Raw genomic sequence first — 24,148 nt, forward strand, 5'->3', positions numbered from 1 at the left:
CGGAAACAGCGTCCGATGGATCCACGTTGGCGAGAGGCAGAGTAAATAAAGATGGATAAAGTGGTCGCCACGGCCTTGGACGCGGTGTCGGACGTGCCGGAGGGTGCGTCGTTGGCGGTGGGCGGGTTCGGGCTGAGCGGTGTGCCGAACGTGCTGATCCAGGCGTTGTTCGAGCGGGGGGTCTCGGGGCTGTCGGTCGTCTCGAACAACTGCGGGGCGATGGAGTCGGGTCTGGCGGTGCTGCTGGCGGCGGGCCGGATCGGGCGGGTGACCGGCTCCTACATCGGGGCGAACAAGGAGTTCGCGCGGCAGTACCTGGCCGGTGAGCTGGAGGTGGAGCTGATCCCGCAGGGCACGCTCGCGGAGCGGTTGCGGGCGGGCGGCGCGGGGATCCCGGCGTTCTACACCCCGGCGGGGGTGGGCACCCAGGTCGCGGACGGCGGGCTGCCCTGGCGCTACGACGGCTCCGGCGGGGTCGCGCTCGCGTCACCGCCGAAGGAGGTACGCGACTTCGACGGCACCGAGTACGTGCTGGAGCGCGGGATCCGCACCGACTTCGCGCTGGTGCGGGCCGCGAAGGGCGACCGGCACGGCAACCTCGTCTTCAACAAGTCGGCCCGGAACTTCAACCCCCTCGCCGCGATGGCCGGGCGGGTGACGATCGCCGAGGTGGAGGAGCTGGTCGAGCCCGGCGCGATCGATCCGGACGCGGTGCATCTGCCGGGCATCTTCGTACAGCGGGTGGTGGCTCTCACGCCGGAACAGGCAGCAGACAAGAAGATCGAGCAGCGCACGGTGTCCGTGCCTGCGGCACGAGGGTCGGTGAACGGCTGATGGCCTGGAGTCGTGAGGAGATGGCCGCCCGGGCCGCGCGGGAGCTGGAGAACGGCCAGTACGTCAATCTCGGCATCGGGCTGCCGACGCTGATCCCCAACCATCTGTCCGAGGGCGTGGAGGTGGTCCTGGAGTCGGAGAACGGGATCCTGGGCACCGGCCCGTATCCCACCGAGGAGCAGGTCGATCCGGACCTCATCAACGCCGGCAAGGAGACCGTGACGGTCCTGCCGGGCGCCTCCTTCTTCGACTCGGCACTGTCGTTCTCGATGATCCGCGGCGGCCACATCGACGTGGCGGTGCTCGGCGCCATGCAGGTCTCCGCGCGGGGGGACCTGGCGAACTGGGCGATCCCGGGGAAGATGATCACGGGAATCGGCGGTGCGATGGACCTCGTGCACGGCGCCCGCACCGTCATCGTCGTGATGGCGCACACCGCCAAGGACGGCTCACCGAAAATCCTCACCGAGTGCGTGCTGCCGCTGACCGGGAAGCGTTGCGTGAACCGGATCATCACCGACCTCGGTGTCCTCGACATCACCGACGAGGGCCTGGTGCTGGTCGAGTGCGCACCGGGCGTCGGCGTCGGGGAGATCATCGCCAAGACCGATGCCAAGCTGACCGTCGCGGAGGGCCTGAAGTGAAGAACGTCTATATCGTCGACGCCGTGCGCACGCCGATCGGGCGTCACAACGGCGCTCTGGCCTCGGTACGCCCGGACGACCTGGCCGCACACGCCATCCGCGAACTCCTCGCCCGAAGCCCCCGGTTGGATCCCGCGCGCATCGCGGACGTGTACTTCGGCAACGCCAACGGCGCCGGCGAGGAGAACCGCAACGTCGGCCGCATGGCGGCCCTGCTCGCGGGCCTGCCCACGTCGGTGCCGGGCGTGACGGTCAACCGGCTGTGCGCCTCCGGACTCGAAGCCGTCATCCAGGCCGCCCGCGCCATCGCGGTCGGCGACGCCTCCATCGCCGTCGCCGGCGGCGTGGAGTCGATGACCCGCGCGCCGTACGTGCTGCCCAAGAACGACCGGCCCTTCCCGGCCGGGCACGCCGAGCTGTACTCGACCACCCTCGGCTGGCGCATGGTCAACCCGAAGATGGACCCCCAGTGGACCATCCCGCTCGGCGAGTCCGCCGAACTCATCGCCGACAAGCACAAGATCAGCCGCGAACAGCAGGACGAGTTCGCCCTCAGCAGCCACCAAAAGGCCGCGAAGGCACACAACGACGGCCTGTTCGAGCCCGAGCTCGCCCCCGTGCCCATCCCGCAGCGCAAGGGCGACCCGGTCCTCTTCGCCGCCGACGAGTCCGTCCGCCCGGACGCCTCTCTGGCCGCGATGGCCAGGCTGAAGCCGTCCTTCCGCACCGAGAACGGCACCGTGACCGCAGGCAACGCGTCACCGTTGAACGACGGCGCCGCCGCGCTCCTCCTCACCGACGAGGAAGGCCTCAAGGCCACCGGCCGCGAGCCGCTGGCCCGCGTCTCGGCCACCGGTGTCTCCGCGATCGACCCGCAGTACTTCGGCCTCGCCCCCGTGGAGGCCGTCAACCGGGCCCTCGCCAAGGCGGGCAAGAGTTTCGACGACCTGTCCGTCCTGGAGCTGAACGAGGCCTTCGCCGCGCAGGTCCTCGGGTGTGTGGCCGAGTGGCCCGAGTTCGACCCCGCGATCCTCAACCCGCAGGGCGGCGCGATCGCCCTCGGCCACCCCCTGGGCGCCTCCGGCGCCCGCCTCGCCGGCACCGTCGCCCACCAACTCGCCCGCAAGGGCGGCGGAGTCGGCATCGCCACCCTCTGCATCGGCGTCGGCCAGAGCCTCGCCCTCATCCTCGAACGCTGACACGGATTCGCCCGCATCGGCGGCGTCGATCCCGGCTGCGACAGCTCTGCCCATGCCTCCAGACCAGCGAACTGTTCGACGGGAGTGACATCAAGCCCGCCGTCCGCTGCGAGGCGACCGTGCTGGTCGCAGTCCTCGACGAGTGGCTGCAAAACCAGCACGGCCCCAGCATGTCCTAGCCCTTGATGTTGAGCGCGGTTCCGTACAGCCGGTCCACCTTCAGCCGGATGACCACCCGACGCTCTGCAACCAACTGCTCCAGGAACGCCTCTTCATCCTCGGGCTTCGCGGCCTTCGGAATCATCCCGAGCAGTTCCCGCCCCACCGCGTCACCACGAACCGTCGTGATCCCGGAGACCTCGGCCTCACCTTCGGCGACGGCGAACGACCACACGTCGCCGCCCTGTACGTGCAGCGCCGCCTGCGGGTTGCGCCGCAGATGCCGGACCTTGATCCGGTCGGCTGTCGTCGAGAACCGCACGATGCGAGCTTCGGCGTCCCAGCTGTACAGCATGGTGGTCAGGTGGGGGTGGCCACTGCGCTTGACCGTGGCGAGCGTACCGAACTGCTGCTTGCCAAGCAGGTCGGAGAGAGTTTCGTCGTCCAGTGGACGCGGCGCTGGTCCTTGAGTCATGACGTGATCAACGCGCTTGGCTGCCCAGCAATTTCTTGAACGCCGCAAGTTCAACGCCCACTTCCGGCCCTCGTCATGGACGTGCGCTGCCCCGACCGCGAGTTGCGGGGCTACCCCGCGCTCCCGCCACTGTGCCGGCAACGCCCCCGCCGGCAGGTCTGAACCCGGCTGGTGTCGAGGGCGTAAGACCACCGGGAGCGCTGCTCCCGGAGGCAGCCTGAGCCAGGAATCCCCGCTCAGCCCTGAAGGAAGGAATCCCCTCCCTTCAGGGAGGGGAGCAGTCAAAGACTCGCGAGGAGGCCCTCCAGCGGGCCCGGTACCTGTCCGGGAGCGAGGGTCTCCACCAGGAGACGGCCGTAACGGATCTTGCGGCCCTTCTTCGTGCCGAGGAAGCGCCGCAACTGCTGCTGCCGGGGCCGGCCCTGCTGCGCGGGCTGACTCAGGAAGGTCTGCCAGGCCCGCAGGTCGCCCCCGGCCCCGATGGCCTCCTCCACGCGCGCCGTGCCCAGCGCGCGGATGAGCTCGTCCTCCAGGTCCGCCACGCACACGAAGAAGCCCTCGTGCGGCACCCCGGCCCGCTTCAGGCCGCGGTCGTAGAAACGCTGCTCGCCCACGTCGCACAGTCCCCTCAGGCGCAGGCCAAGACCGGGCGGCCCGAGGAGACCGGCGTAGCGGCCGATACTCATCGCCCCGCCCATCGCCACGACGCACACCCCTTCGGCGGCCAGGTCCCGGCCACGCCGTGCGGCGAGCGCCTCGACGGCCGCGAGGTCACTCAGGCCTTCCACCAGCACCGCCGTCCGCAGCCCCAGCCGCACCGCCAGATCACTCGCCGGTTCACCGGGGCCGCCGGCCGCCCAGCGGCTGACCGTGTCCCGGAATACGTGCATGTCCGCCATGGAGCGAGTCTGTACTCCCGCCGACCGGCACGACACTGAATATTTCGACGGACCCACTCGGCACGCCCGCCCCCCTCGTGCTCACCTGAGCCTGACCACCCACCCGGGGTCATGGCGCTTGAGCAGACAGGGCTCAGCTCTCTGGCCAACGCAATGGCCGGCTCGCCAACTAGCGCCGCGGCAGGCGACGTTCGTGCGTCGGCGCGCCGAGGCCGACGACCGTGCCGCACGCGCAGGTCGGCGGGTGCAGTGCGGTCATCAGCTCCAGACCGGTGACGGCGATGGGGCCGCGCGGCGTCATCACCCGCGACGCGAACGTGCCCAGGAGCCGGGCGAGTTCGGCCGGCGGGAGCTGCCTGATGACCTAGTGCCCCTCGGGGAGCCGCCCGGCGAGCCGCTCTTTCTCGGTGAGGGTGAGCGGCAGGCCGTAGCGCTCGCACGCGGCCTCGGTGCGTACGAGCAGCGGGTCGGCGTCCTTGCCCGGCCCGGACGGCTTCGGCTGCCCCGGCTTCGCCTCCTTCAGCGTCCAGTCGGCCAGCGCCGGGATCGACCTGGCGGGCACGTCAAGGACCAGACCGTCGACGCAGTACGCGACGACGTTGCCGTCTTCGACGTCGAGGCCCTGGTGGAGGTTCTGACCACCGACAGCCAAGAGCCCGCTTCGGCCGTCCCGACAGGGTTTGGGGAGTGTCAGAGCTGCACCGTCTCTGCCGCCTGACGCGACGGGTCGGGCGGTGGTGCTGCGGCTGTCAGCCATTGCAGGCGGGGCGGTCCGCCCCGGCCGTCGAATTCGAGGAAGGCGGCCTGCCGGTACTGGAAAAGGGTCAGGAAACCGTCGAGCTTGCGGTAGTCACCCGCACGGTCGCAGGCCCGTACGGTGCCCTGCTTCGCTTCTACGACAAGCAGGTTGCGGCTGAGGTCGCCCGTTCCGTCGTGGACGATCAGGTCGGGACGAACCTGCAGGTCCTGGCCGTCGTCGCCCCATCCCTCGAGATACTTGGTCCGCAGAATCTCAAGGCCCTCGCGGTCGCGGTCGTGCCAGCGGTTGTACTCCGAGTCGACGCGGAAACCCTCGCCGAGGGCTGCATCGATACGAGGCTGCAAAGCGCCTTCGACCTTCGCCATCACGGACTGCTCCTGCGTCCGCTCACGGACCACCTCCGGAAAGCGCAGCCACACATGGCGCAGCGCGGCGCGTAAGGCCTCCCGTACGAGACTGTCGGTCTTCGCGACTTCCTGCCATGTCGTCATGCACGGCAGTATGACGCCGGCCACCGACAACGAGGGCGTCAGGATGTTCGCCGAGAGAGTCAGGGAGTTCCGGTGCCGTCGAAGCGCGCGTGAACCGGGTGGAGACGCCCGGCGAGCCGTGTACGCCGGGCTGGGGTGGCCGCACAGGTGCGACCACCCTCCACCTCGCGCGACATCTCCGCCCTCGCGCCCGGCCGGCTGCCCGCGCTCACGCCGTCCCTGTCGGACCCCGCTCACCCGGCCCGGACAGGCACATACCGTCACTTCCCTGCGGCCTGCCCCGCACGGCAGGTCCTCACCGTCCCGTCGCCGGCCGCCCGGCGGGTCAGTCGTCGTTCTCCTTGCGCTGGTGTGCCGCGACCAGGACCTCGATCATGTCGACGGTGCTGCCCTCGTGGTCGCTGCCGGCCGTTCCGCTGCCCTGCTGGATGTTCGCGGTCCGGTCCACCTCGAGGATCGAGTCGGCGTGCGAGTTGTCGAGCACGGTGATCAGGCTGTCGCCCGCGGCCGCCGGTGCTGCCGCGGCGCCCAGCAGGGCCGCCGCCAGGACGGCGGCCCTACCCAGCCGCCGTGGTGGGACGGGCCCCGGTGTCACGCGCTCACGCCCTGGGGTTCCGGCCGCAGACGCGCGATGTTGCGCTCCAGAAGCTGGGTGGCGGTCTTGACGCCGACGCCGTCCGCCGCGTCCACCACGGGCAGCCGGCCGTCCGCCGCCCTGAGGTCGGCGAGCGCGGAGTGCATCGCCCGGTGGGCGGCGAACAGACACGGCGTGCTGTAGATGGCGACGTCCACGCCGAGTTCGGACAGCTCGGTCAGGGAGAGCCTGGGTGACTTGCCGCCCGCGATCTGGTTGAACAGCAGGGGCTTGTCGCCGACCACCTCGCGGATCCGCCGGATCCACTCCACGCTGCGCACCCCGTCGACCAGCACCACGTCCGCGTCGGTCGCGGCCAGCTTCTCGGCCCGGTGCAGGATGTCGTGCTCGTCGGTGGCGTCCGTACGGGCCACCACCACCATGTCCTGCCGGGTCGCCAGCACCATCTCCAGCTTGGCGAGGTACTCGGACAGCGGCAGCACCTGCTTGCCGTCGGCGTGCCCGCACCGGCGCGGCCGCTTCTGGTCCTCCAGGATCACTCCCGACGCCCCGATCCGCTCCAGCCCCTCCACCACATGGCAGGTGACCTCGGGATCGACGTATCCGTCGTCGATGTCCACCAGCAGGTGGTGCCGGGGGAACGCGCCCCGCAGCCGCTGGACGAACGCCACCATGTCCGGCCAGGCGATGAAGCCGATGTCCGGCAGCCCGTAGTACGAGGCCGCGAAGCCGAAGCCGGAGACGAACATCCCGTCGTAGTGCTCGGCCGCGATCGACGCCGAGTACATGTCGTACACGCCGATCAGCGGAGTGGCCTGCGGCTCGGCGATCTGCTCCCTCAGCTTCTTCCCGTAAGTCAATGTCCGGCTCCTCCCTTGGGGTTCAACACGTCACACGGAAAGGACTGTCACGACACGACCGTCCTTTGCCAGGACAAGAGGATCCCTATATCGATCCTGGACCCTCCCCTTGGAATGGCTTTACTCACCTCAATGGCGCAAGCGGTTCACCGGAGAAACGTCACTCGTCGCCCGTCCGCGCCCTGTTGATCCCGCCGGGCTAGACCGCGGGGGGCTCACCCCATGCCGCCACCGGCGTACGGTGGTTCGCCGGCGGAGCCGAGCACCCGCACCGTGCCCCCAGGAGGCCGGCGCAAGAGCCGTGCCACTCGGAACACACGGCAGTACGCGGCAGGCGGGCAGCGGCCATGAAAAAAGCAGCCCCGCCTCCGGGATACCGGAGGCGGGGCTGTGCGGAGCGCCGGGCAGGCCTTGCACCTGCATCTCCCCGCAGGAAGCGGGACGTCTTTCCTTGGACCACCAACGCCAGGCCGACCGCCACATGTTCGGGCGGCCTGCTCAAGATCAATGATAGCGCAGCCGCGGCGTCCCGACGTCCCGGGGCGTTCAGAGCAGCGGAATGGTGACTTCGTCCTCGACCGGCGGCTCGAGTTCCTGCGCGCGGTTTCCGGTGGCCGCGAAGCAGCGCAGCCGGACCGCCTCCGCAGTGACGTCCAGGCGCAGGAAGCACTTGAAGAACGGCGGGCTGTAGGTCGCCGAGCTCGGCGAGAAGAGCTGGGTGTAGATCTTCCGCACGGGCAGGCGGAAGCGCGAGGTGCGGTCGGGTCGGCCGCCCGCGCCCAGCAGGCTCGCGATCAGACGGGTGCGCCGGGTGACGGGGGCGGGCGGGCCCTGGGTGCGGGTCGGCGGGATGCCGAGCCGCTCGGCGACAACGGCCGTCGCCTCGGCCTCGGTGAGGGTGAACAGGCGGCGCAGACGGAGCCTGCGTCCGTACAGCCTGCTGTAGAAGGCGAGGGAGTCGCCGCGCAGCGGGTAGCAGCGGAACTCCTGCTCGGTGACGTTCGCGACGCGGACGCGGGGGATGGTGTGCGTGGCGTGCATGAAGGCTCCGCCGCCGCCCGACACCACGTACTGGATGGTGCGGCCGTCCACCTGCACCGGGTAGCGCTGGTAGTTGTGGATGTCGCCGCCTATGGCCGCGACATAGCGGTGGTCCGGGTCGCGGACGAGGTCGTCGACGGTGCCGCCGCCCTCGATGGCGCAAGGGTGGTGTTCGCCGTCCACGTACAGGGGCGAGCCGGTGACGAGGATCTTGGGGAGAGGTCCCTTGGACACCTCGCGCAGCCATGCGCCCTGCTCGGCGTCGAGGGTCCCCAGCAGTCCCGTGTCGATGCCTATGATCCGCACCGGCCCGGCGTCGATCGCCCAGTACGGGCCCGGCTGGACGGCCTGTTGGGCCGGCGCGGAGCGCAACTTCCGTGCTTCGGTGAGGCGTTGTCCGCCGGACGGGTGCGGCCGGTGCCACAGCAGCGACCGCAGCCAGGCCCGCGAGAGGGGGCGCGGCGCGGGCTCAGGGGCCAGTGGCGGGGCGTCGTCGCAGAAGACGCGCATGAAGCCGCCGAGGTCTTCGTACCAGTCGTGGTTGCCGGGTATCGCGTATATGGGGGGCGTTACCCCTTGACCGTGGACACCCTGATCATTGGATCGTGAAGATCCGAAGGACAGGAGTTCCCGTTGGGGACGTCGAAGTACTCGCCTGAGTTCCGGGCCGATGCCGTCGCGTTGTACCGCTCCAGCCCGGGCCGGACGTACGCGTCGGTGGCCAAGGATCTTGGGGTGAACCACGAGACGCTCCGCACCTGGGTGCGGGATGCCGAGCAGGCCGCCGTGCCCGGCGCGGTGGAGGCCAGCGAGTTGGAGAAGGAGAACAAGCGGCTGCGGGCCCAGGTGAAGGAGCTCGAGCTGGAACGCGAGATCCTGCGGAGGGCCGCGAAGTATTTTGCGGGCGAGACCAGCTGGTGAGCCGTTTCCAGTTCGTTGCCGACCACCATGACGCCTTCGGCGTGAAGCGGCTGTGCCGGATCCTGGGGCTCTCCCGTTCCGGGTTTTACCGGCACCTGGCCGGCTTGGATGCGCGGGCCGGGCGGGCGCGTGCGGACGCCGAACTTGCCGGGCGGATCACGTCGATCCACACCGAGTCCGACGGCACCTACGGGGCTCCGCGCGTCACCGCCGAGCTCCAGGGCGCCGGGCTGCGGATCAATCACAAGCGGGTGGAACGCGTCATGCGGAAGTTCGGCATCGTCGGGCTGCACCTGCGCAAGAAGGTCCGCACCACGGTCCCCGCAGCCGACGCCATCCCGGTGCCGGACCTGATCCAGCGGGACTTCACCGCCTCTGGGCCGAACAAGAAGTACGTCGGCGACATAACCTACCTCCCGGTCGGCGACGGCCAATTTCTTTATCTGGCAACGGTGTTGGACCTGCACTCCAAGCGTCTGGTGGGCTGGTCGATCGCCGACCACATGCGGACCGAACTGGTCACCGACGCCCTCAAGGCCGCCGCCGGCGCGCGGGGAGGGAACCTGCGCGGAGCGATCTTCCACAGCGACAACGGAGCCCAGTACGCCTCCAAGGAGTTCGCCCAGGTCTGCAAGGACCTCGGCGTGATCCGATCACGCGGGGCCGTCGGCACCAGCGCGGACAACGCCGCCGCGGAGTCGTTCAACGCCAGCATGAAAAGGGAGACTCTCAAGGGCGCGAAACGCTGGCCCGGAGCTCGCGCCGCCCGCCTTGCGGTCTTCCGCTGGGTCACCCGCTACAACACCTGGCGACGGCACTCAGCCCTCGGTCAGCAGAGCCCGATCAACTACGAACAGCGATCAACTACGCTGACCACCGCCGCATAACAACCGGTGTCCACGATCAAGGGTGAAGGCCCGGGTGCCTGGTAGTTCTGGTACGGGCGGAAGAACTTCGTGCCGTAGTCGTCCGCACTGCCGACGGGGTAGATCACGTCGCTGGCGATGACGGCGAATTGTGTTCCCTGACTGACTTTCAGGAAGCCGGGGACGACGGCGTATTGGGGATCGTCGCCCTCGCCGGTGTCTCCGATGACCATGAAGGAGAACTCGTCCGGGTCCTCGCGCCGGATCACCTTGGTGGCGGGTGCTCCGGCGGCCGTCCGCTGTGCCGCCCAGCGGCTGCGGGTGTGGCCTGTGGGATCTCCGAACCAGGAGGCCAGCACGCCGTTGCGTGCGGCCCACAGGGTCTTCGGGTTGAGCCACGAGAGTTTCTCGACCTGGTGCGGCATGAGGTGCTGGTACTCGCCGTGTTCCAGGGTGCCCCAGCCGGCGCCTTCGGCGGTATCGCGTGAAGAGTCAGACACCGGTGAACCGTAGCAACGATCTAGGGTGTGCTTCGAAAGTGCTGGTCACAACCACTCATTGATGGCTGCGGCCAGCACGGTCGCCTCGTAGCGGACGGCGAGCTTGATGCCCCTGCGGATGTCAAGCCATGGCACAGGGTCGGGCGGTGCCGCCGCACAGGAGGTCCCTGTGCGCGGGCACGCCGGGGGCGTGCGCGTCAGTCGCAGGAGCCCACCGTGCGGATGGCGTCGACGAGGACCTTATAGAGACATAGAGGCGCCGGGCATTCATGCCGGTCACCAGGCCTGGCTGGTGACCGGCAACTCCGAACGCCCGGCTGTTCAGCCGATTCAGGCGGTGGCCCGCTGACGGTCGGCGAGCCGCTTGGCCGCGGTGCGGCGGCTCTTCCCGAAGATGTCCTCAGGGGTGCCCGCGCCCTGTCCCGGCTTGTCGTCCCAGCCGTTGAACTTCCCAGCCACCTTCTTCAGCGTGGCGCTTCCGGGCGGAACGTCGATCTGGAAGTGCCCCTGCTTGGGCGATCTCCTGTCGTCGCCGCCCCAGCGCACCACACCTTCACACTCGGTCAGGATGTCCCGTACGACCGCGACCTCCTGGGGGAAGAGACGGTCCTCGGCACCGACCGGGTACATCTCCGGCCGGATCGAGATCGCCGTGCCGGACAGGTAGTTGGACTCGTAGTCCGCGGCGACTGATGTCTGCGTGGTGTGACCGTGGACGTCGTCCCTTCCGAGTGAGTCGACCTCGTAGTGGAAGCGTCGGGCCACGTACAGCAGCACGGCGGCGACATCGCCGTCGAGTGCCGTCAGCGACGCGGGGCTGCCCTCGATGCGGTGCTCGGCAGCTGACGGGACGACGGGCCAGCCGTTGGCACTCTTCCTCCCGGTCCAGTGGCGGACGTCGGCCGAGGGGGCGGCACTCGCACTCGGGACGCCGACGCCCCACAGAGTGAGCCCGCCCGCGAGGCCGAGGCCTGCGTTCAGGACAGTGCGGCGAGCCGGCCGGGTGCTGGGTTCCGTCATGATCGATTCTCCAAGGGGTGCGGTGGTCGTGGGGACTTCGCGTGGAGCGGCACGGCACGCCGGCGCCGGACAGTCGCGGTCACGGCCGCCCCCGCGCAGGCCAACGTCACACCCAGGAGGAGAACGACGGACGGATTGACGAAGAAAGGCACCATGTCGTACGACGCGTTGCATTTCTGCGTCAGTGGAAAAAATTGCTCTTTCGCGTGGGCGTACTTCGCGTCGTAACGCTGGTGGAGGATGACAGTGCATTCCTCTTCCTTGTCCAGCGAGAACATGTGCGAGGCGCCGTATCCGTACATCAGGACCATCAAGACGAATGAAATGCTTGCCGCGATGGCCCATCTCCGGGGCTTCATCGTGCCCTCCGTACTGCCCGTTACAGGCTCTTCAGTCCGTTCTTGGCCATGTAGGCGCGCATCTTGGCATTCTCGTTCCCCACAATACGCTGGATGGTGTCGGCGTATCCGTTGAGGTACGGGTTGAGCTTGTCGTCGGGCATATAGCCGGGAAGCATGGTGGCCACGCCCGCGAGTTTGCGGATGGCTGCCGTGCGGATGGCGTCCAGGACGTCGTCGCCGCCGACGTCGATGAGCATGGTGCGCGCAGTGTCCGCCACGTTCGCGACGCTGCCGCCGTGCCGCTTGGTGTAGTAGTCCTTGAAGCGGCTGAGGTGGCCGGTACCCCCCGATGAGAGCGCGGATCACCTCGTTGATTCTCGCTCCGTCCCGCACCGCCATGCCGACGAGGTAGCCGTCGACGTCCTCGATCAGGTCGTTGAAGGAGAAGGTCGAGTCGACATTGATCTTCGCGAGACGTTCGGTGCAGAACTCGTAACCGGACGCGTACTCGTCGGCGTTGTTGCGCCACTCCGCGTAGAACGTGGTCAGGTCGCCGCCCCAGCCCGCGAAGTCGCCGCGATTGGCGCCGGTGCCCGATCCCGCACCCTTGAGGTAGTAGCCGTTGGCGGTCGCTCCGAAGTGGTCGACGCCATACCTGGTGCCGTACGACGGGTCCTTGAAGGTGGTCACCCGCTTGGGGCCGTTCGCGGTCGCGTAGTCGATCCAGTCGCGGTCGACGTCGCCGATGAGTGTCTGCCAACCGGAGTAGAGATCCACGTAGTTGGGGTACCGCAGGAACTCCATGACACGCAGGCTCGGATTGCCCTTGTTGTACTGGACCGCGCAGGCGTACAGGTCGTCGATGTACTGGAGGTAGGCATCCGTCGGGGATTCGGTGCCGCCGACGCCGTCGGCGCCCACCCCCGGATCGGTCTTCGGATGGAGCACGTCGTTGTCGAGCGGGAAGCTGTCGCCGCCCGCCGCGAACGTGAACTCCTTGATCTGGGTGAAGGACCAGTTGCTCGGCATGGGGAATCCGAGATTTCCGGAGAAGCCCCAGGACATTCCCGAGACGAACGAAAACCGCGCATACGCCTCGTCGGTGACCCGGGAGCACACGTTGCGGGATCCGTAGACACCCGCGATGTACCGCTTCCCCTTGCTGGCGAGACCGGACTGCACGCCATTGAAATAGGGGACAATGTTGCTGGTGATTTCGGGGTCGGTCGCATCGTAGTCGACGGCGAAGTAAATCACCGTGCCTTTGTTGAAGCCGTTCGCGACGGCCTTCTCGTGGGCGAGCAGTCCGTGCTGGAAGCCCACGGTGTACTTGAAGTCACCGAGGGTCCTGGCACCGTACTGCCAGATCGGGAAGACCCTGAGGCCACCGGAGAATATGGCGTCCAGCTCGCCGGGGGCGATGGGCTTCTCCGTGTTGTACTGCGGCTCCTCGGCGAGGTACCGGCCGATGACACGGTATCCGGCGTCGTACAGGCTCTTCGACCGCGACGCCGAGATCCGTCTGCTGGTGTCGCACGCGCTGGCCGGCCGGTCCGGGTCGCCGGTCGACACCAGCAGCTGCGCCCAGGTCTGGTAGTCACCCGGGAAGACGCAGGCCGCGGAGAAGAGCTGCACGAAGACGCTGCTGGATCCCTGGGAGACGGGGTGGTCGCGCAAGCCCTGCTGGGTGGCGGGGCCGAAGTTGCCGGTGGCCGATCCCTCCGGGATGCCGAACTCGTACTGCAGGGCCTTCATCAGACCCGTCTGCACATCGCGGGTGCAGTGGCCGTCGGCGGGCATGACGAAGAACGTCGACTTGTTGATGTAGCGGCCGTTCAGCCACCGCTGGATCGAACGGACCTCTTCGGTGCCACCGGCCAGCAGGACGTACGCGTCCATGGTCAGCAGGGCTTTGAAGACCTTGGGCTGGATCGACCCGTTGTAACCACTCAGGCCGGCGTCGCTCATCAGCCCGGCGATCGAGACGCCCAGCGTGGAGTCGAAGTCACCGTCGATGCCCCCACCGTCGTAACCCTTGCAGTAGCAGGCGCACTGGGCGATTTTGATGATGTTCTTGTTGGTCTCGTTGGCGGGGACACCGCCGTGTGCGGTCAGCGCAGCCAGCGTACCGGCGCCAAAGCTGTCCGAGAGCGCCGTGATCCCCAGCTCGTGTTGCAGCGCCGGGTCAGCGAGTACATGGTCAGCCAGCCGGTCTTCCCGTCCTCGGGAGCACTGTTGTACCCGGCTACGCCGCTGTACGTCGCGTTGACCCATTTCTGGGCCTCAAGCACCATGGCATCCAATGCGGAATCCTTCTCTTTTGGGTGGCTTCCCGGATGCCGCCGGCGGGTCGCCGGCAGCAGGTGTCAAAGATGGGCCGGAGGGCGTCCTGCGAAGACATGGAAGTCAGTGAGGCGGCGGGTTTCGCCGCAGTGCGGGTGACTTCGGGCACGACGACCGTCCGGTGGTCATGACCGACCGCGCCTGCGGCTTCGTCGTGCGCGGAGTAGGCGCCATCGCGGGAAACTCCTGACTCCAGCACGTCGGTCCGCACTTGGACCAGGGTGTTGTAACCGAGGGGCGCGTGAATCGGATGAAGGCATGCGCAGGGGCCGACTCGGATGTCGTAGGGTGATCCACACACCCACCCGGAAGGCGTCACCGACAGCCATGAGTACGGGTCAGTGCACCCTGACACCGCCCTTGGAGGCCGCCACCGGCGTCATGTCTTTCTCCCCATGTCCGCGTCGGAGCATCCCCGGCGGCACCGGGGCGAACGGCATACAGACCGGCCCCGCGTACGCGCTGCCCCCTGGCCGACTCAGCAACGGGAACTGGTGACTCTGTCCTCACACAACTGCGTTTTCATCCGCTTGTTGGAGCGCCAGTGTCGCTATCGAGGATGGCGCAGGTCGAGTTGTCCGGCCCCGAGCCGCCGTCGCTGTAGATGGGAAAGGCGCCCTGACGACGGGTATCCGTCAACAGACGCACCGCGTTGCGGAGATGAGGCCCACACCGGCCGGCACAGCACACCGGGGGCGGTGGACTCGGCAGCGTACGCCGACGGCGCGTCAAGGAGCAACGCGGCACGGCTGAACACGGCCGGATCGGCATGGATCGCGACTTTGACGACGGCAGGCAAGTTTCCCCCACTTACGTGATCTGGTGTTCAAGAACGCCGGCGGGCACGCCGAGCCGATCAGCCGATTCCCGTGGCCATGTCCGCATGCCCATGATCAACACGGAGGAACGTACGTGACGGTGCGTTCGCGTGAGAAGGGTGTAGACCACGTGAGCCCGGTCATCGTCCGATTCTCATTGGCCGGTGGCCGACTCCACTCTCACAGGTGGCTGGGAGTGCCGAGTCCCATGACTGGATTCGCCCCGTGCCGGAACAGGGCGTGCTGGTCCGGTTCGACGACCTCGACCGACGCGGTCACAGCATGTGAGGCATCCATGGCCTGGGCGATTCCCCGGATCTCGTCAACTGGGAACCGTATGGTGACCAAGCAGTTCAGGGGCTCCCCCGAGGAAGCGGACTTCAGGCGCGCGGACTCTTTGGCGCGGGAGATCTTCTCGGACGTCGCCAACAACTGGGCGTTCCTGATCATCGAGTCCCTCGGCGAACGCACCCTGCGCTTCAGCGAGCTGCGGGACGAGATCGAGGGCATCAGTCACAAGATGCTCACCCAGAACCTGCGCATGCTGGAGCGCAACGGCCTGGTCGAGCGGAAGGTGCACCCCGTCGTGCCACCGCGGGTCGAGTACACCCTCACCAGGCCGGGCCAAGCCCTGCGAGCGACCGTCGACGGAATGTGCGCCTGGACCCACCAGTACCTCGGTCACATCGAGGCCTCCCGCCGCCGCTTCGGCGCCTGACGGGTGGAGCACTCGCGCGCGACGCCATCGGCCGGGCCTCACCCGGCGGTTCGTCGGACCGCTCCAGGCGCGGAAGCCGGGACCTGGCGGGCGAAAGGACGGGGGCGAGGCAAAGCGGGGCGGGGCGTCGGCCTTGGCCGCGCGGATGTGCTGCCCCGGCGGCGCGTACCGGGTCGTCCGGCTGGTGCCCGTGGTGGCCTCGTGCCGGGGCCCCTGCGGTCTCGGTGTGGTCCGGAGCCTGCCTGTCGAACAGCGCCGGGTCCGCCCCGGGAGTAGTACGTTGCCTCTCATGTACGCCACGCGAGTTTCGCGACGCGTGAAGGCAGCCCCGGCGGCCGTCTATCAGGCGTTGACCGACCCGGACGCGGTGGCAGCCTGGCGGGTGCCCGCCGGCATGACCAGCCGCGTCCACGAATGACCCTCGCGAAGGCGGCGCCTTCCGCATCTCGCTCAGCTACCAGGACACGGCCGTTTCAGGGAAGTCGGCCGCTCACACGGACACCTACCACGGCCGCTTCGCACGACTGGTTCCCGGCGAACTGGTGGTTGAGGTCTTCGAGTTCGAGACGTCCGAGGACGCGTTGCGCGGCACGATGACGATGACCACGTCGCTCACCCGGGTGGGCGACGCGACCGACGTCGTGATCGTGCATGAGGGCATTCCCGATGACGTACCCCGTGAGGACAACGAGTTGGGTACCCGTATGGCCCTGGACAACCTCGCCCGGCTGGTCGAGGGCAAGCGCTAGACCAGCGTGGCAGCCGCCGGTGGCTCAGGCTCCGGGCGCCGGCGGGCCGTTCATGCGGGGCTGCCCAGGTCGCGTACGAGGTCGAGCGCCCGCCCCAGTGTGGTGAGCCGGGCGTCGAGCGTCTCGCCCGCGGGGTAGAGGCGGACCGTGTCGACACCGGCGGCCTGCCAGACACGAAGGCGGTCACGCACCATGTCCTCGGTGCCGATCAGTGTCGTGGCGAGCACCATCTCGTCGGTGACCAGACCTGCCGCGCCGTCCCGGTCGCCGGCCTGCCAGCGCTCGTGCACCTCCGCGGCGGTCTCCGCCCAGCCCTGCCTGCTGTAGGCGTTGTTGTAGAAATTGGTCGTGGCGGACCCCATCCCGCCCAGGCTGAAGGCGAGTTCCTTCTTCCGGCCGGCCACCATCGTGCGCAGCGCGTCCTCGTCCTCGGCGAAGGCCACTTCGGCGCCCTGGCAGACGTCGAGGTCCGCGCGTGTGCGTCCGGCCGCCGCGAGCCCGGTGTCCAGGTGGTCGAAGTACGCCTCCTTGGCGCCCTCCGGCACAAAGCTCGTGCCCAGCCAGCCGTCCGCCACCTCCCCCGTGAGCCTGAGCATCTTCGGGGAGAGGGTGGCCAGATAGATGGGCAGGTCGTACTCGGCCCGTATCGACATCCGCATGGGTCTCGCGCCGGTGCCCGGCAGCGGAATGGTGAACTCCCGCCCCTCGTAGGCGATCTTCTCGCCCGCGACGGCCTGCCGGACGATCTCCACGGTCTCCCGCATCCGGGACAGCGGCCGCGCGAACGGCACGCCGTGCAGTCCCTCGATCACCTGAGGTCCGGACGGTCCCAGGCCGAGGAGGAAGCGCCCTTCGGAGATGTGGGAGAGGGTGAGGGCGGCACGGGCGATGGCGGCCGGGGTGCGTGTCGCGAGCTGGATGATCCCGGAGCCGAGCAGTATCCGCTCGGTCCGTGCCGCCAGGTAGCCCAGCGGAGAGGGCGCTTCGGCCCCCCAGGCCTCGGCCACCCAGCAGATGTCCATCCCGAGCTTTTCGGCTTCCACCACGAAGTCGACGCTCTCCCGCCAGTTCCCCGCCGACGCCTCGATCGTCGTCGATGTACGCATCACGCACCGGCCCCTTCCGCGCCTTCGGCCATCTTCCTGATCGCGTCGACCGTGCCGGCCATGCTCCGCTCGAACTCCCGCAGCCGTACGAACACGATCTTCTGCTCCTTCTCCGGCATCCGGTCGATCGCGAAGGAGAGCCCTGAGCGGCCGGGGCCCATCTGCATCCACTGGGTCAGCTCCGTGCCGCCGTCCGCCGCCTCCAGGCTGAACCGCCAGACGGAGCTGGGGTGTTCGGGATCGGCGACCGCCCAGGCGAACACCCGGTACGGCTCCCACTCGACGATGTAGGAGGTGGTTTCCCACTCCCCCAGCGCCTCGTGCCTGCTGCTGCCGACGAAACGGGCGCCGAGTGCGGGGCCGGCCGCCCCGTCGAGCCACTGGACCGACTGCAGCTCCACGCTCAGTGCCGGCATCAGCCGGATGTCCGAGACCAGCCTCCACACCTGCCGGGGCGGAGCGTCGATCCGTGTCCGCACCTCGACCGTCGGCTTGTCCGCATAGCGTGCGCCCGTCCACTCCATGGCTTCGCTCGGCCTCCCTCTGCATCCCTACCGGAAAACACCTTCAAGTGGGCCCTGACCTTGAGAGTTGCGTAGATAGACTCACCTGTCAAGGGAGATCCCCAAGCGCACGCCCGAGAGACGAGAGGACGAGGACGAGAGCCCGGGGGCCGGGGCGGGGGCGGGGGCGAGCCGTGCTCAGGCGGTGAAGCGCCGCCGGATGTCCGGCCGCTCGGCGAGATGCGCGGGATAGCCGGGCCCGAGGCGCGGGTGGGTGTCCTCCGCCGTCATGGGCTCCCCGCAGCCGGCGCAGACCACCTCGGCGGCGCTCTCGTGGCCGCAGCGGTCATGGTGAAAGACGACCGGCGGTCCCTGCTCACCGCTGAGCCAGCGGTTGCCCCAGGCGTTCATGGCGGCCAGTACGCCGAAGAAGTCGCGGCCCTTCTCGGTCAGCACGTAGTCGTAGCGCACCGGATCGCGCTGGTAGGCCCTCTTCTCCATGAGGCCCTCGTCGACCAGGCGCCGGAGCCGGTCGGTCAGGGTGTTGCGGGCGATCTTGAGCTCCTGCTGGAACTCGTCGAACCGTTTGATCCCGTAGAACGCCTCCCGCAGGACCAGCGGCGTCCACCAGTCGCCGAGCAGATCCATCGTGCGCGCGATGGAGCAGGGCCAGTTCGCAAAGGAAGTCCGCCTCATACCCTCAGCATACGAGGGTCTTACGACAGGACTCAGCAGTCCGGGGCGGACCTGCTCACCCACCAGCCCAAGGACGCCGTGGCCCTGGTCCGCGACGCCTCGGCCGCCGCCATCGGCGTCGCCCGGACCGCCCGCCCACTGCGCGCCCGGGATGCCCCGTGAAAAACCGCGGGGCCGCGCACGATCGCCCTCAGCCGGGCGAAGCGCCCGGCACCGCGTCCTTGGCCAGGCGGCGCGGAGCGCCGCAGCACATGGCGTCCGCGCGGGCGGTCAGCGGCGTCGCAGTGACGTATCGAGCAGGGAGGGCGGGGTGTCGTGCTTTTCGTGTGCGGCCAGGTCGGTGCCGGGGGCGACGATGGCGTCGATCGCGTCGAGTACGTCGGCGGAGAGCACGGTGTCCGCGGCGGCGAGCTGCGCGTGCAGGTGGTCCGTCGTGCGGGGGCCGATGATCGCGCTGGTCACGGCGGGGTGCGCGGTCACGAATCCGAGCGCGAGCTGGATCATGGTCAGGCCGGCCCCGTCGGCGACCTCGGCCAGTTGCTCGACGGCGTCGAGCCTGGCCCGGTTGGAGGGGATGGTGGTGTCGAAGCGCTGCGGCATGAACGTCGAGCGGCTGGTGGTGATGTCCCGGCCCTCGCGGATCGCGCCCGACAGCCAGCCCGAGGCCAGCGGGCTCCACACCAGCACACCGAGCCCGTACTCCTCGGTCACGGGCAGGATGTGGGTCTCGATCCCCCGCTGCAGGATCGAGTAGCTGGGCTGTTCGGTGGCGTAACGGCTCAGGTGATGCTCGCGGGCGGCCCACTGCGCCTGCACGAGGCGGTACGCGGGGAAGGTCGAGGAGCCGAAGTAGCGGATCTTTCCCGCGCGCTGCAGGTCGGTCAGAGCCGACAGCGTCTCCTCGTCGCTGGTGTTCGGGTCCCACCGGTGGATCTGGTAGAGATCGACGTGGTCGACGCCCAGGCGGCGCAGGCTGTTGTCCAGCTCGGTGACCAGCCAGCGGCGCGAGGCGCCCCGGTGGTTGCGCCCGTCCCCCATCGGCATGCCCGCCTTGGTGGCCAGCACGATGTCGTCGCGGCGGCCGGCGATGGCCTTGCCGACCATCTCTTCCGACTCGCCGCCGCTGTACATGTCGGCGGTGTCGATGACGTTGATCCCCGCCTCGAGGGCGGCGTCGACGACGGCGGTGACCTCGTCCTGGGTGGTGCGCCCGATCGCGCCGAAGTTCATCGCGCCGAGCGCGAGGGAGCTGACCTGCACACCGGTGCGGCCCAAGGTGCGGTACTGCATGAGCGTGTTCCTCCATTGCGGGTGAAGCGTGGCGGCAGGGCGCTGCGCGGCTTGGCTGCCGGCTCCCTGCTCTGACATCATGAGCAAACGGAACCTTGTTCCGGAAAGAACATACGGAACGTCGTTCCGTTTGACAAGCCCGACAGCGGAGAGGACGGCGCGGTGAACGACGGCAACGGGAGCGGGGGCGGCGACGGGGGCGCGGGGCAGGCAGCCCGGCCCCGGCGGGCGGACGCCCGGCGCAACAAGGAGACCCTGCTCGACGCGGCCGCCGCGGTCTTCGTCACATCGGGCGTGGAGGCGCCGGTACGCGACATCGCGGCCAGGGCCGGCGTCGGGACGGGCACGATCTACCGGCACTTCCCCACGCGAGCGGATCTCATCATCGCCGTCTACCGGCACCAGGTCGAGGCCTGCGCCGAGGCCGGCCCCGCCCTGCTGGCGACCTGCCCAACTCCCCATGCCGCACTGGGGCGGTGGATCAACCTCTTCGTCGATTTCCTGGTCACCAAGCACGGACTGGCTGCCGTGCTGCGGTCCGACGACGCCGGCTTCGACGCGCTGCACGCCTACTTCCTCGACCGGCTCGTGCCCGTGTGCGCCCAGCTGCTCGGCGCCGCAGCCGCCGCCGGCGAGATCCGCTCCGACGCGGACGCCTACGAGCTCATGCGCGGCGTCGGCAACCTCTGCATCGGCGCGGACAGCGATCCCCGCTACGACGCACGCCGGCTGGTCGAACTCCTCATCGCGGGACTGCGCCTGACGCGCTAGCCACCGCACGTACCGGAACGCCGTCCGGGGCGCCCATCGCGCTCATCCGGAACCATGTTCCGGGAGCCGGCCGGGTCGACAACTCCCCCCGCCGACGGCTCGGCGTACGCGGCCGGACACGCCGGTCCGGGCGTGGCGGGCCGCCAGACCGACGAGTTCGACACCCGCGGATCACCCCCGTACGGCAACCGGCCGCCGCCGCGGCCACTCTGACCGCGGCGGCGGCCGGATGGACCGTCACCGCCCCTATGGCGGCGCCCCCGTGAGCGCGACCGGCCCCAGCGGCTGCTACCACGAGGCCCTCGTCGGTCAGTTCCTTCTTGACCGTCGTGCTGGTGGTGGTGGTCGTGCTGTTCCTGGACAGCCCCGTGATCTCGCCGGCCTGATGGCCCTGATGGCCTGCCACGACCGTGGCCACGGTCCCGGTGTGCGGTGTCGCCGGGGTGGCGGCGAAAGCGCCGGAGGGTATCAACGCGCCTCCTGCCGCCAGAGCGGTCGAGGCGGCGAGCATCACAAGGCGCTGGGTGCGGGAAGTACGGGTCATGGGAATTCTCCTCCGTGAGAAATGATCAGGGTTTCCGAACAGTTCTGCCGATTCGCAGCCATTCGGTATTTCGGTGACGAGATGCATGTCCGGTAATTCGCACTGCGCGAGCAGTTCCGGAATGTGTGAGGGCCAGTTGCTGTTGAACGGGCCCGCATCTCTATCAGGCACCGGCAGACGAAGGAGTCATGCCCCTTAAACGCGTGGCAGGGAAACTCGGGACTTGACGGACCGCGGCAGCTGCGACGCGGATGTGCTCACCCGCCGAAAACCGGCGCGCAACCGTCTGTGACCAGGCGCCACGGCGGTGTCTCGGCCGCCGTCCGGCGGCGGTGGGCCGGGTATTAGCCTGGCAGTTCTGGGCTGGATCATCACCGGACATCTGACCGCCCGACGCCGGCGGAACACCCCCGCCACTGTCCGTCCGGGACAGACGAGAACGGAGCAGCCGACGTGAGCGACACCCGACCCAGTACCCGGAAAGGGGCCGCGGTACCGGCGGCCGATCTGCCCGAGCCGATACGCGGGCACCGGCGTCGCACGCTGAAGCTGCTCACCGTCTGCGCCGCCGGTCTCGTCCCGTGGACGGTCCTGCTGGCGGCGACGCTGCCGTCCGTGTACGAGGTCCGCCAATGGCGCGTGACGTGGGTCGGATTCGACGCCCTGCTCATGGTCGCGATGGCGTCCACGGCGCTTCTCGGCTGGCTGCGGCACCGCGCTGTCATCGTGGCGGGGACCACGACGGCGGTGCTGCTGATCTGCGACGCGTGGTTCGACGTGTCGCTCGCTTTCGGCACCTCGGGGGTGTGGCTGTCGGCGGTGCTCGCGGCGTGTGTCGAGCTGCCGCTGGCCTTCTACCTCATCCGCCGGGTGGCGGGGATGATCTCGTTGGCGCAGTGGCCCTCCGCCGGGGCCCCGGCCGGCAGCGGCACGCAGCCTGCCGCCCCGGACGCCTGACCGGCGCCGCGCGCCGGAACTGTCTGGTCAGACGTCCCCGGCCGGCAGCGCGTACAGCTGCGGAAGGTTGACCACGATCGCCTCCTGGGTGCTGCGGGCGATGACGACCACGGCCTCTTCGGCGGGGTCCGGGTTCTCCTCGCGGTGCGGCACGAACGGGGGGACGAAGATGTAGTCACCCGGAGAGGTGCGCAGGCGCACCTCCTGCGGCCGCGGTCCGCCGGCGTCGAGGAACACGAACTCGGGGTGTCCGCTCACCACGTAGATGGCGGTCTCGGATTCACCATGGTGATGGTCGGAGGAGGAGGTGGAGGGCGCGACGTGGGTCTGGCCCATCCACAGCTTTTCGGAGCCCACCGCCTTGCCGCTGACGGCGGCGAACCTGCGCATGCCTCCGGTCTGCGCGGTGTCGCCGTCGAGCGCGTCGGCGCGGATGTGATGCAGGCGGGTGCGCAGGGGGGTGGCCGAGTGCCCTGCGGCGTCGTGGAGATGGGGGTGGAAACCTTCGCCGGGGGTCGTCAGCGGCTCGCTCATGAATGGGGACGCTAAAGCGGTCCATAAAAGGATGTCAAGAGGTGTCCATTGGCCTTCACCTGCGGCAATGTTCCCGCAATGCAGGAGGGGAACCGGTGGAATCCCTCGCGCCGGGCAGCCGGCCGGACAGGCATGCGCGCATGCATATCTCCGCGAAGGCGGACTACGCCACGCGGACCCCGTTGGAGCTCGCCCGCGAACCTGCCCGTCCGCTCACCTGCGAGGCCATCACTTCCTCGCAGCAGATCCCGTTCCGGTTCGTCACCCACCCGTCACTGAAGCGACGGGCTCAAGAATTCGCTGAACTGCTGGGGACGCTTCGCGCATGTCCGCTCGACCACCCACTGTCAGACACCCGAACCGCTGCCGGACCCCGGCCTCGCAGAGGAACAGCATGCGGCGATCGGCGCGGTGACCTGCGAAGTCGGTCCTGAAGCCCGCAAGTTGATTCTCCGCAGACCCTTATCGGAGTTAACGTAAAAGAGTGGAGATGTTCCATTTGCGGTATTTCATTGCGGTTGCGGAGGAGCTGAACTTCTCGGCGGCGGCCCGCCGGCTGCATATGGCCACGTCGCCGCTGAGCCAGCGGATCAGGGACCTCGAGCGGGAGCTCGACCACCGGCTGTTCGAGCGCGACACACGCCGTGTCACGCTCACACCGGCAGGCGAGGCGCTGCTGCCGATAGCGCGAGACGTGCTGGAGCAGATCAATTCCATTCCGTGGCGGTTGCGCGAGGTGAGCCGGCCCGGGCGCATCACCGTGTTCGTGGGCATTCCCCCTGGAGTGCACCCCCGGCTGAGCGGCCTCGTCGACACGCTGGCCGAGCACGTCAGCAAGCGGTGCGAGCTCCTGCGCTGGCCCGGCAGTTCCAGGGCTCTGGTCATCGGCGTGCGCGAGGACAGGCTTCCGCTCGCGCTGGCCCGGCTGCCGATCAGCGACCCCGCTCTGGACCAGTTGCCCGTCATGTCGGAACGGCTGGCAGCGGTGGTCCCGGCCGACCAGTTCGCCGGGCGGGACTCCGTGGCACTGGCCGACCTGGCCGACCTCTCCCTCATCGTCGCACCCAAGGAAATCAGTGCCGCTCATGTCGACCAGCTCGACCGGGAAATGTTCGAGCTGGGGATCAAGAAACGTATCAAGCTGACGGATACCGGATACGCGGGAATCGCTCAAATAGTTTCCAGCGGAATGGCTTTCTACTTTTCCATACTCGACCCGGACAGCCCCATGCACCGCTACGCGATGGAGAATACGAAGGTCCTGCCTTTCACGGATTTCGAGCCCCGGCTGGAGACTGTCCTGATCTGGCGCCGCGACCGCGCCTGCGGCGGTGACCTCGATGAACTCATCGAAGCGGCCCGCGAGGTCTTCGCCGACCCGGTTCACGTCTGAGCCGAGCAGGCCGGACCGGCAGGCGCCCTGCTCACGCTCGACGTCCTGAAGCAGCACGACGCCATGGGTACACGGTCTTTCGCGATTGCCACGAATTCGGCCCTCTTCGCTGTCCACCGGC

Annotated in this window: 20 protein-coding genes and 5 pseudogenes; 11 read left to right on the forward strand and 14 right to left on the reverse strand. The window is 68.8% G+C overall.

From position 1 onward, the window contains the following. The first annotated feature begins 51 nt into the window (after positions 1 to 51). The 3 genes from OG568_RS00795 to OG568_RS00805 are packed head-to-tail and all read left to right on the forward strand — an operon-like array spanning position 52 to position 2,677. Positions 52 to 834 (forward strand): CoA transferase subunit A, encoded by a 783-nt coding sequence (locus tag OG568_RS00795; RefSeq protein WP_329529824.1) that lies wholly within the window; start codon positions 52 to 54, stop codon positions 832 to 834. Beyond that, positions 834 to 1,478, forward strand: a complete 645-nt coding sequence (locus OG568_RS00800) for a CoA transferase subunit B (protein ID WP_329529825.1) — start codon at positions 834 to 836, stop codon at positions 1,476 to 1,478. Before OG568_RS00795 ends, OG568_RS00800 begins: the two co-directional genes overlap by 1 nt. After that, a complete protein-coding gene (locus tag OG568_RS00805) occupies positions 1,475 to 2,677 on the forward strand; it encodes a thiolase family protein (RefSeq protein ID WP_329529826.1) in 1,203 nt (400 codons plus the stop codon). The genes OG568_RS00800 and OG568_RS00805 overlap by 4 nt, the downstream gene beginning before the upstream one ends. Before the next feature lie 175 nt (positions 2,678 to 2,852). Here the strand turns inward: OG568_RS00805 and OG568_RS00810 are convergent, their stop codons facing one another. The 6 genes and pseudogenes from OG568_RS00810 to OG568_RS00840 all read right to left on the reverse strand — a co-directional run. Then, complete coding sequence (locus OG568_RS00810) at positions 2,853 to 3,311, reverse strand: PPOX class F420-dependent oxidoreductase (RefSeq protein ID WP_329529827.1); 459 nt, start codon at positions 3,309 to 3,311, stop codon at positions 2,853 to 2,855. A 281-nt stretch (positions 3,312 to 3,592) separates the two neighbouring features. Beyond that, positions 3,593 to 4,210, reverse strand: a complete 618-nt coding sequence (locus tag OG568_RS00815) for a TOPRIM nucleotidyl transferase/hydrolase domain-containing protein (protein ID WP_266438639.1) — start codon at positions 4,208 to 4,210, stop codon at positions 3,593 to 3,595. A 229-nt stretch (positions 4,211 to 4,439) separates the two neighbouring features. After that, a pseudogene (locus tag OG568_RS00820) lies at positions 4,440 to 5,033 on the reverse strand (telomere-associated protein Tap); the annotation flags it as partial. 753 nt (positions 5,034 to 5,786) lie between these two features. Continuing rightward, complete coding sequence (locus tag OG568_RS00830) at positions 5,787 to 6,056, reverse strand: hypothetical protein (RefSeq protein ID WP_329529829.1); 270 nt, start codon at positions 6,054 to 6,056, stop codon at positions 5,787 to 5,789. Beyond that, complete coding sequence (locus OG568_RS00835) at positions 6,053 to 6,916, reverse strand: isocitrate lyase/PEP mutase family protein (RefSeq protein WP_329529830.1); 864 nt, start codon at positions 6,914 to 6,916, stop codon at positions 6,053 to 6,055. The genes OG568_RS00830 and OG568_RS00835 overlap by 4 nt, the downstream gene beginning before the upstream one ends. A 546-nt stretch (positions 6,917 to 7,462) precedes the next feature. Continuing rightward, positions 7,463 to 8,536 (reverse strand): annotated as a pseudogene (locus tag OG568_RS00840) (metallophosphoesterase family protein); the annotation flags it as partial. A 54-nt stretch (positions 8,537 to 8,590) separates the two neighbouring features. On the opposite strand from OG568_RS00840, the gene OG568_RS00845 reads away from it, so the two are divergent. Beyond that, a protein-coding gene (locus OG568_RS00845; protein ID WP_266421100.1) for an IS3 family transposase occupies positions 8,591 to 9,765 on the forward strand; the annotation gives its coding sequence in 2 pieces (ribosomal slippage) (positions 8,591 to 8,858 and positions 8,858 to 9,765; 1,176 coding nt in all). A gap of 32 nt (positions 9,766 to 9,797) precedes the next feature. Here OG568_RS00845 and OG568_RS00850 read toward each other — a convergent pair. The 3 genes and pseudogenes from OG568_RS00850 to OG568_RS00860 all read right to left on the reverse strand — a co-directional run. Continuing rightward, positions 9,798 to 10,244: pseudogene (locus OG568_RS00850) on the reverse strand (metallophosphoesterase); the annotation flags it as partial. Positions 10,245 to 10,574: 330 nt separating this feature from the next. Continuing rightward, positions 10,575 to 11,264 carry a hypothetical protein gene (locus OG568_RS00855; RefSeq protein WP_329529831.1) on the reverse strand — a complete coding sequence of 230 codons (690 nt, stop codon included), beginning with the start codon at positions 11,262 to 11,264 and terminating at the stop codon, positions 10,575 to 10,577. After that, positions 11,261 to 13,879: a glycoside hydrolase domain-containing protein gene (locus OG568_RS00860; RefSeq protein WP_329529832.1), complete on the reverse strand. Its 2,619-nt coding sequence runs from the start codon at positions 13,877 to 13,879 to the stop codon at positions 11,261 to 11,263. Before OG568_RS00860 ends, OG568_RS00855 begins: the two co-directional genes overlap by 4 nt. A 1,224-nt stretch (positions 13,880 to 15,103) precedes the next feature. On the opposite strand from OG568_RS00860, the gene OG568_RS00865 reads away from it, so the two are divergent. Then, positions 15,104 to 15,484, forward strand: a complete 381-nt coding sequence (locus tag OG568_RS00865) for a winged helix-turn-helix transcriptional regulator (RefSeq protein WP_329529833.1) — start codon at positions 15,104 to 15,106, stop codon at positions 15,482 to 15,484. A gap of 289 nt (positions 15,485 to 15,773) precedes the next feature. After that, positions 15,774 to 16,233 (forward strand): annotated as a pseudogene (locus OG568_RS00870) (SRPBCC domain-containing protein). 50 nt (positions 16,234 to 16,283) lie between these two features. On the opposite strand, the gene OG568_RS00875 reads toward OG568_RS00870, so the two are convergent. The 4 genes from OG568_RS00875 to OG568_RS00890 all read right to left on the reverse strand — a co-directional run bounded on the left by OG568_RS00875 (position 16,284) and on the right by OG568_RS00890 (position 19,828). Continuing rightward, positions 16,284 to 17,339, reverse strand: coding sequence for an LLM class flavin-dependent oxidoreductase (locus OG568_RS00875; RefSeq protein ID WP_266438650.1), 1,056 nt, complete (start codon positions 17,337 to 17,339; stop codon positions 16,284 to 16,286). Further along, positions 17,339 to 17,863 carry an SRPBCC family protein gene (locus OG568_RS00880; RefSeq protein WP_329529834.1) on the reverse strand — a complete coding sequence of 175 codons (525 nt, stop codon included), beginning with the start codon at positions 17,861 to 17,863 and terminating at the stop codon, positions 17,339 to 17,341. The genes OG568_RS00875 and OG568_RS00880 overlap by 1 nt, the downstream gene beginning before the upstream one ends. A 177-nt stretch (positions 17,864 to 18,040) precedes the next feature. Next, positions 18,041 to 18,538, reverse strand: coding sequence for a winged helix-turn-helix transcriptional regulator (locus OG568_RS00885; RefSeq protein WP_266438656.1), 498 nt, complete (start codon positions 18,536 to 18,538; stop codon positions 18,041 to 18,043). 270 nt (positions 18,539 to 18,808) lie between these two features. After that, complete coding sequence (locus tag OG568_RS00890) at positions 18,809 to 19,828, reverse strand: aldo/keto reductase (protein WP_329529835.1); 1,020 nt, start codon at positions 19,826 to 19,828, stop codon at positions 18,809 to 18,811. 162 nt (positions 19,829 to 19,990) lie between these two features. Between OG568_RS00890 and OG568_RS00895 the strand changes: the two genes are divergently transcribed. The 3 genes from OG568_RS00895 (at position 19,991) to OG568_RS00905 (ending at position 22,100) form a co-directional block, all read left to right on the forward strand. Next, positions 19,991 to 20,599: a TetR/AcrR family transcriptional regulator gene (locus OG568_RS00895; RefSeq protein WP_329529836.1), complete on the forward strand. Its 609-nt coding sequence runs from the start codon at positions 19,991 to 19,993 to the stop codon at positions 20,597 to 20,599. Between the two features lie 54 nt (positions 20,600 to 20,653). Next, complete coding sequence (locus tag OG568_RS00900; protein WP_329529837.1) at positions 20,654 to 20,812, forward strand: hypothetical protein; 159 nt, start codon at positions 20,654 to 20,656, stop codon at positions 20,810 to 20,812. A gap of 784 nt (positions 20,813 to 21,596) precedes the next feature. Further along, positions 21,597 to 22,100, forward strand: a complete 504-nt coding sequence (locus tag OG568_RS00905) for a hypothetical protein (protein ID WP_329529838.1) — start codon at positions 21,597 to 21,599, stop codon at positions 22,098 to 22,100. Between the two features lie 27 nt (positions 22,101 to 22,127). On the opposite strand, the gene OG568_RS00910 is transcribed toward OG568_RS00905, so the two are convergent. Beyond that, complete coding sequence (locus OG568_RS00910) at positions 22,128 to 22,634, reverse strand: cupin domain-containing protein (RefSeq protein WP_329529839.1); 507 nt, start codon at positions 22,632 to 22,634, stop codon at positions 22,128 to 22,130. 140 nt (positions 22,635 to 22,774) lie between these two features. On the opposite strand from OG568_RS00910, the pseudogene OG568_RS00915 reads away from it, so the two are divergent. Together OG568_RS00915 and OG568_RS00920 are read left to right on the forward strand one after the other, a co-directional pair. Then, positions 22,775 to 22,897, forward strand: a pseudogene (locus OG568_RS00915) (transcriptional regulator); the annotation flags it as partial. 227 nt (positions 22,898 to 23,124) lie between these two features. After that, a complete protein-coding gene (locus tag OG568_RS00920) occupies positions 23,125 to 24,027 on the forward strand; it encodes a LysR family transcriptional regulator (RefSeq protein WP_329536226.1) in 903 nt (300 codons plus the stop codon). The last annotated feature ends 121 nt before the right edge of the window (positions 24,028 to 24,148 follow it).

Source organism: Streptomyces sp. NBC_01450 (genome assembly GCF_036227505.1).
Lineage (GTDB): Bacteria > Actinomycetota > Actinomycetes > Streptomycetales > Streptomycetaceae > Streptomyces.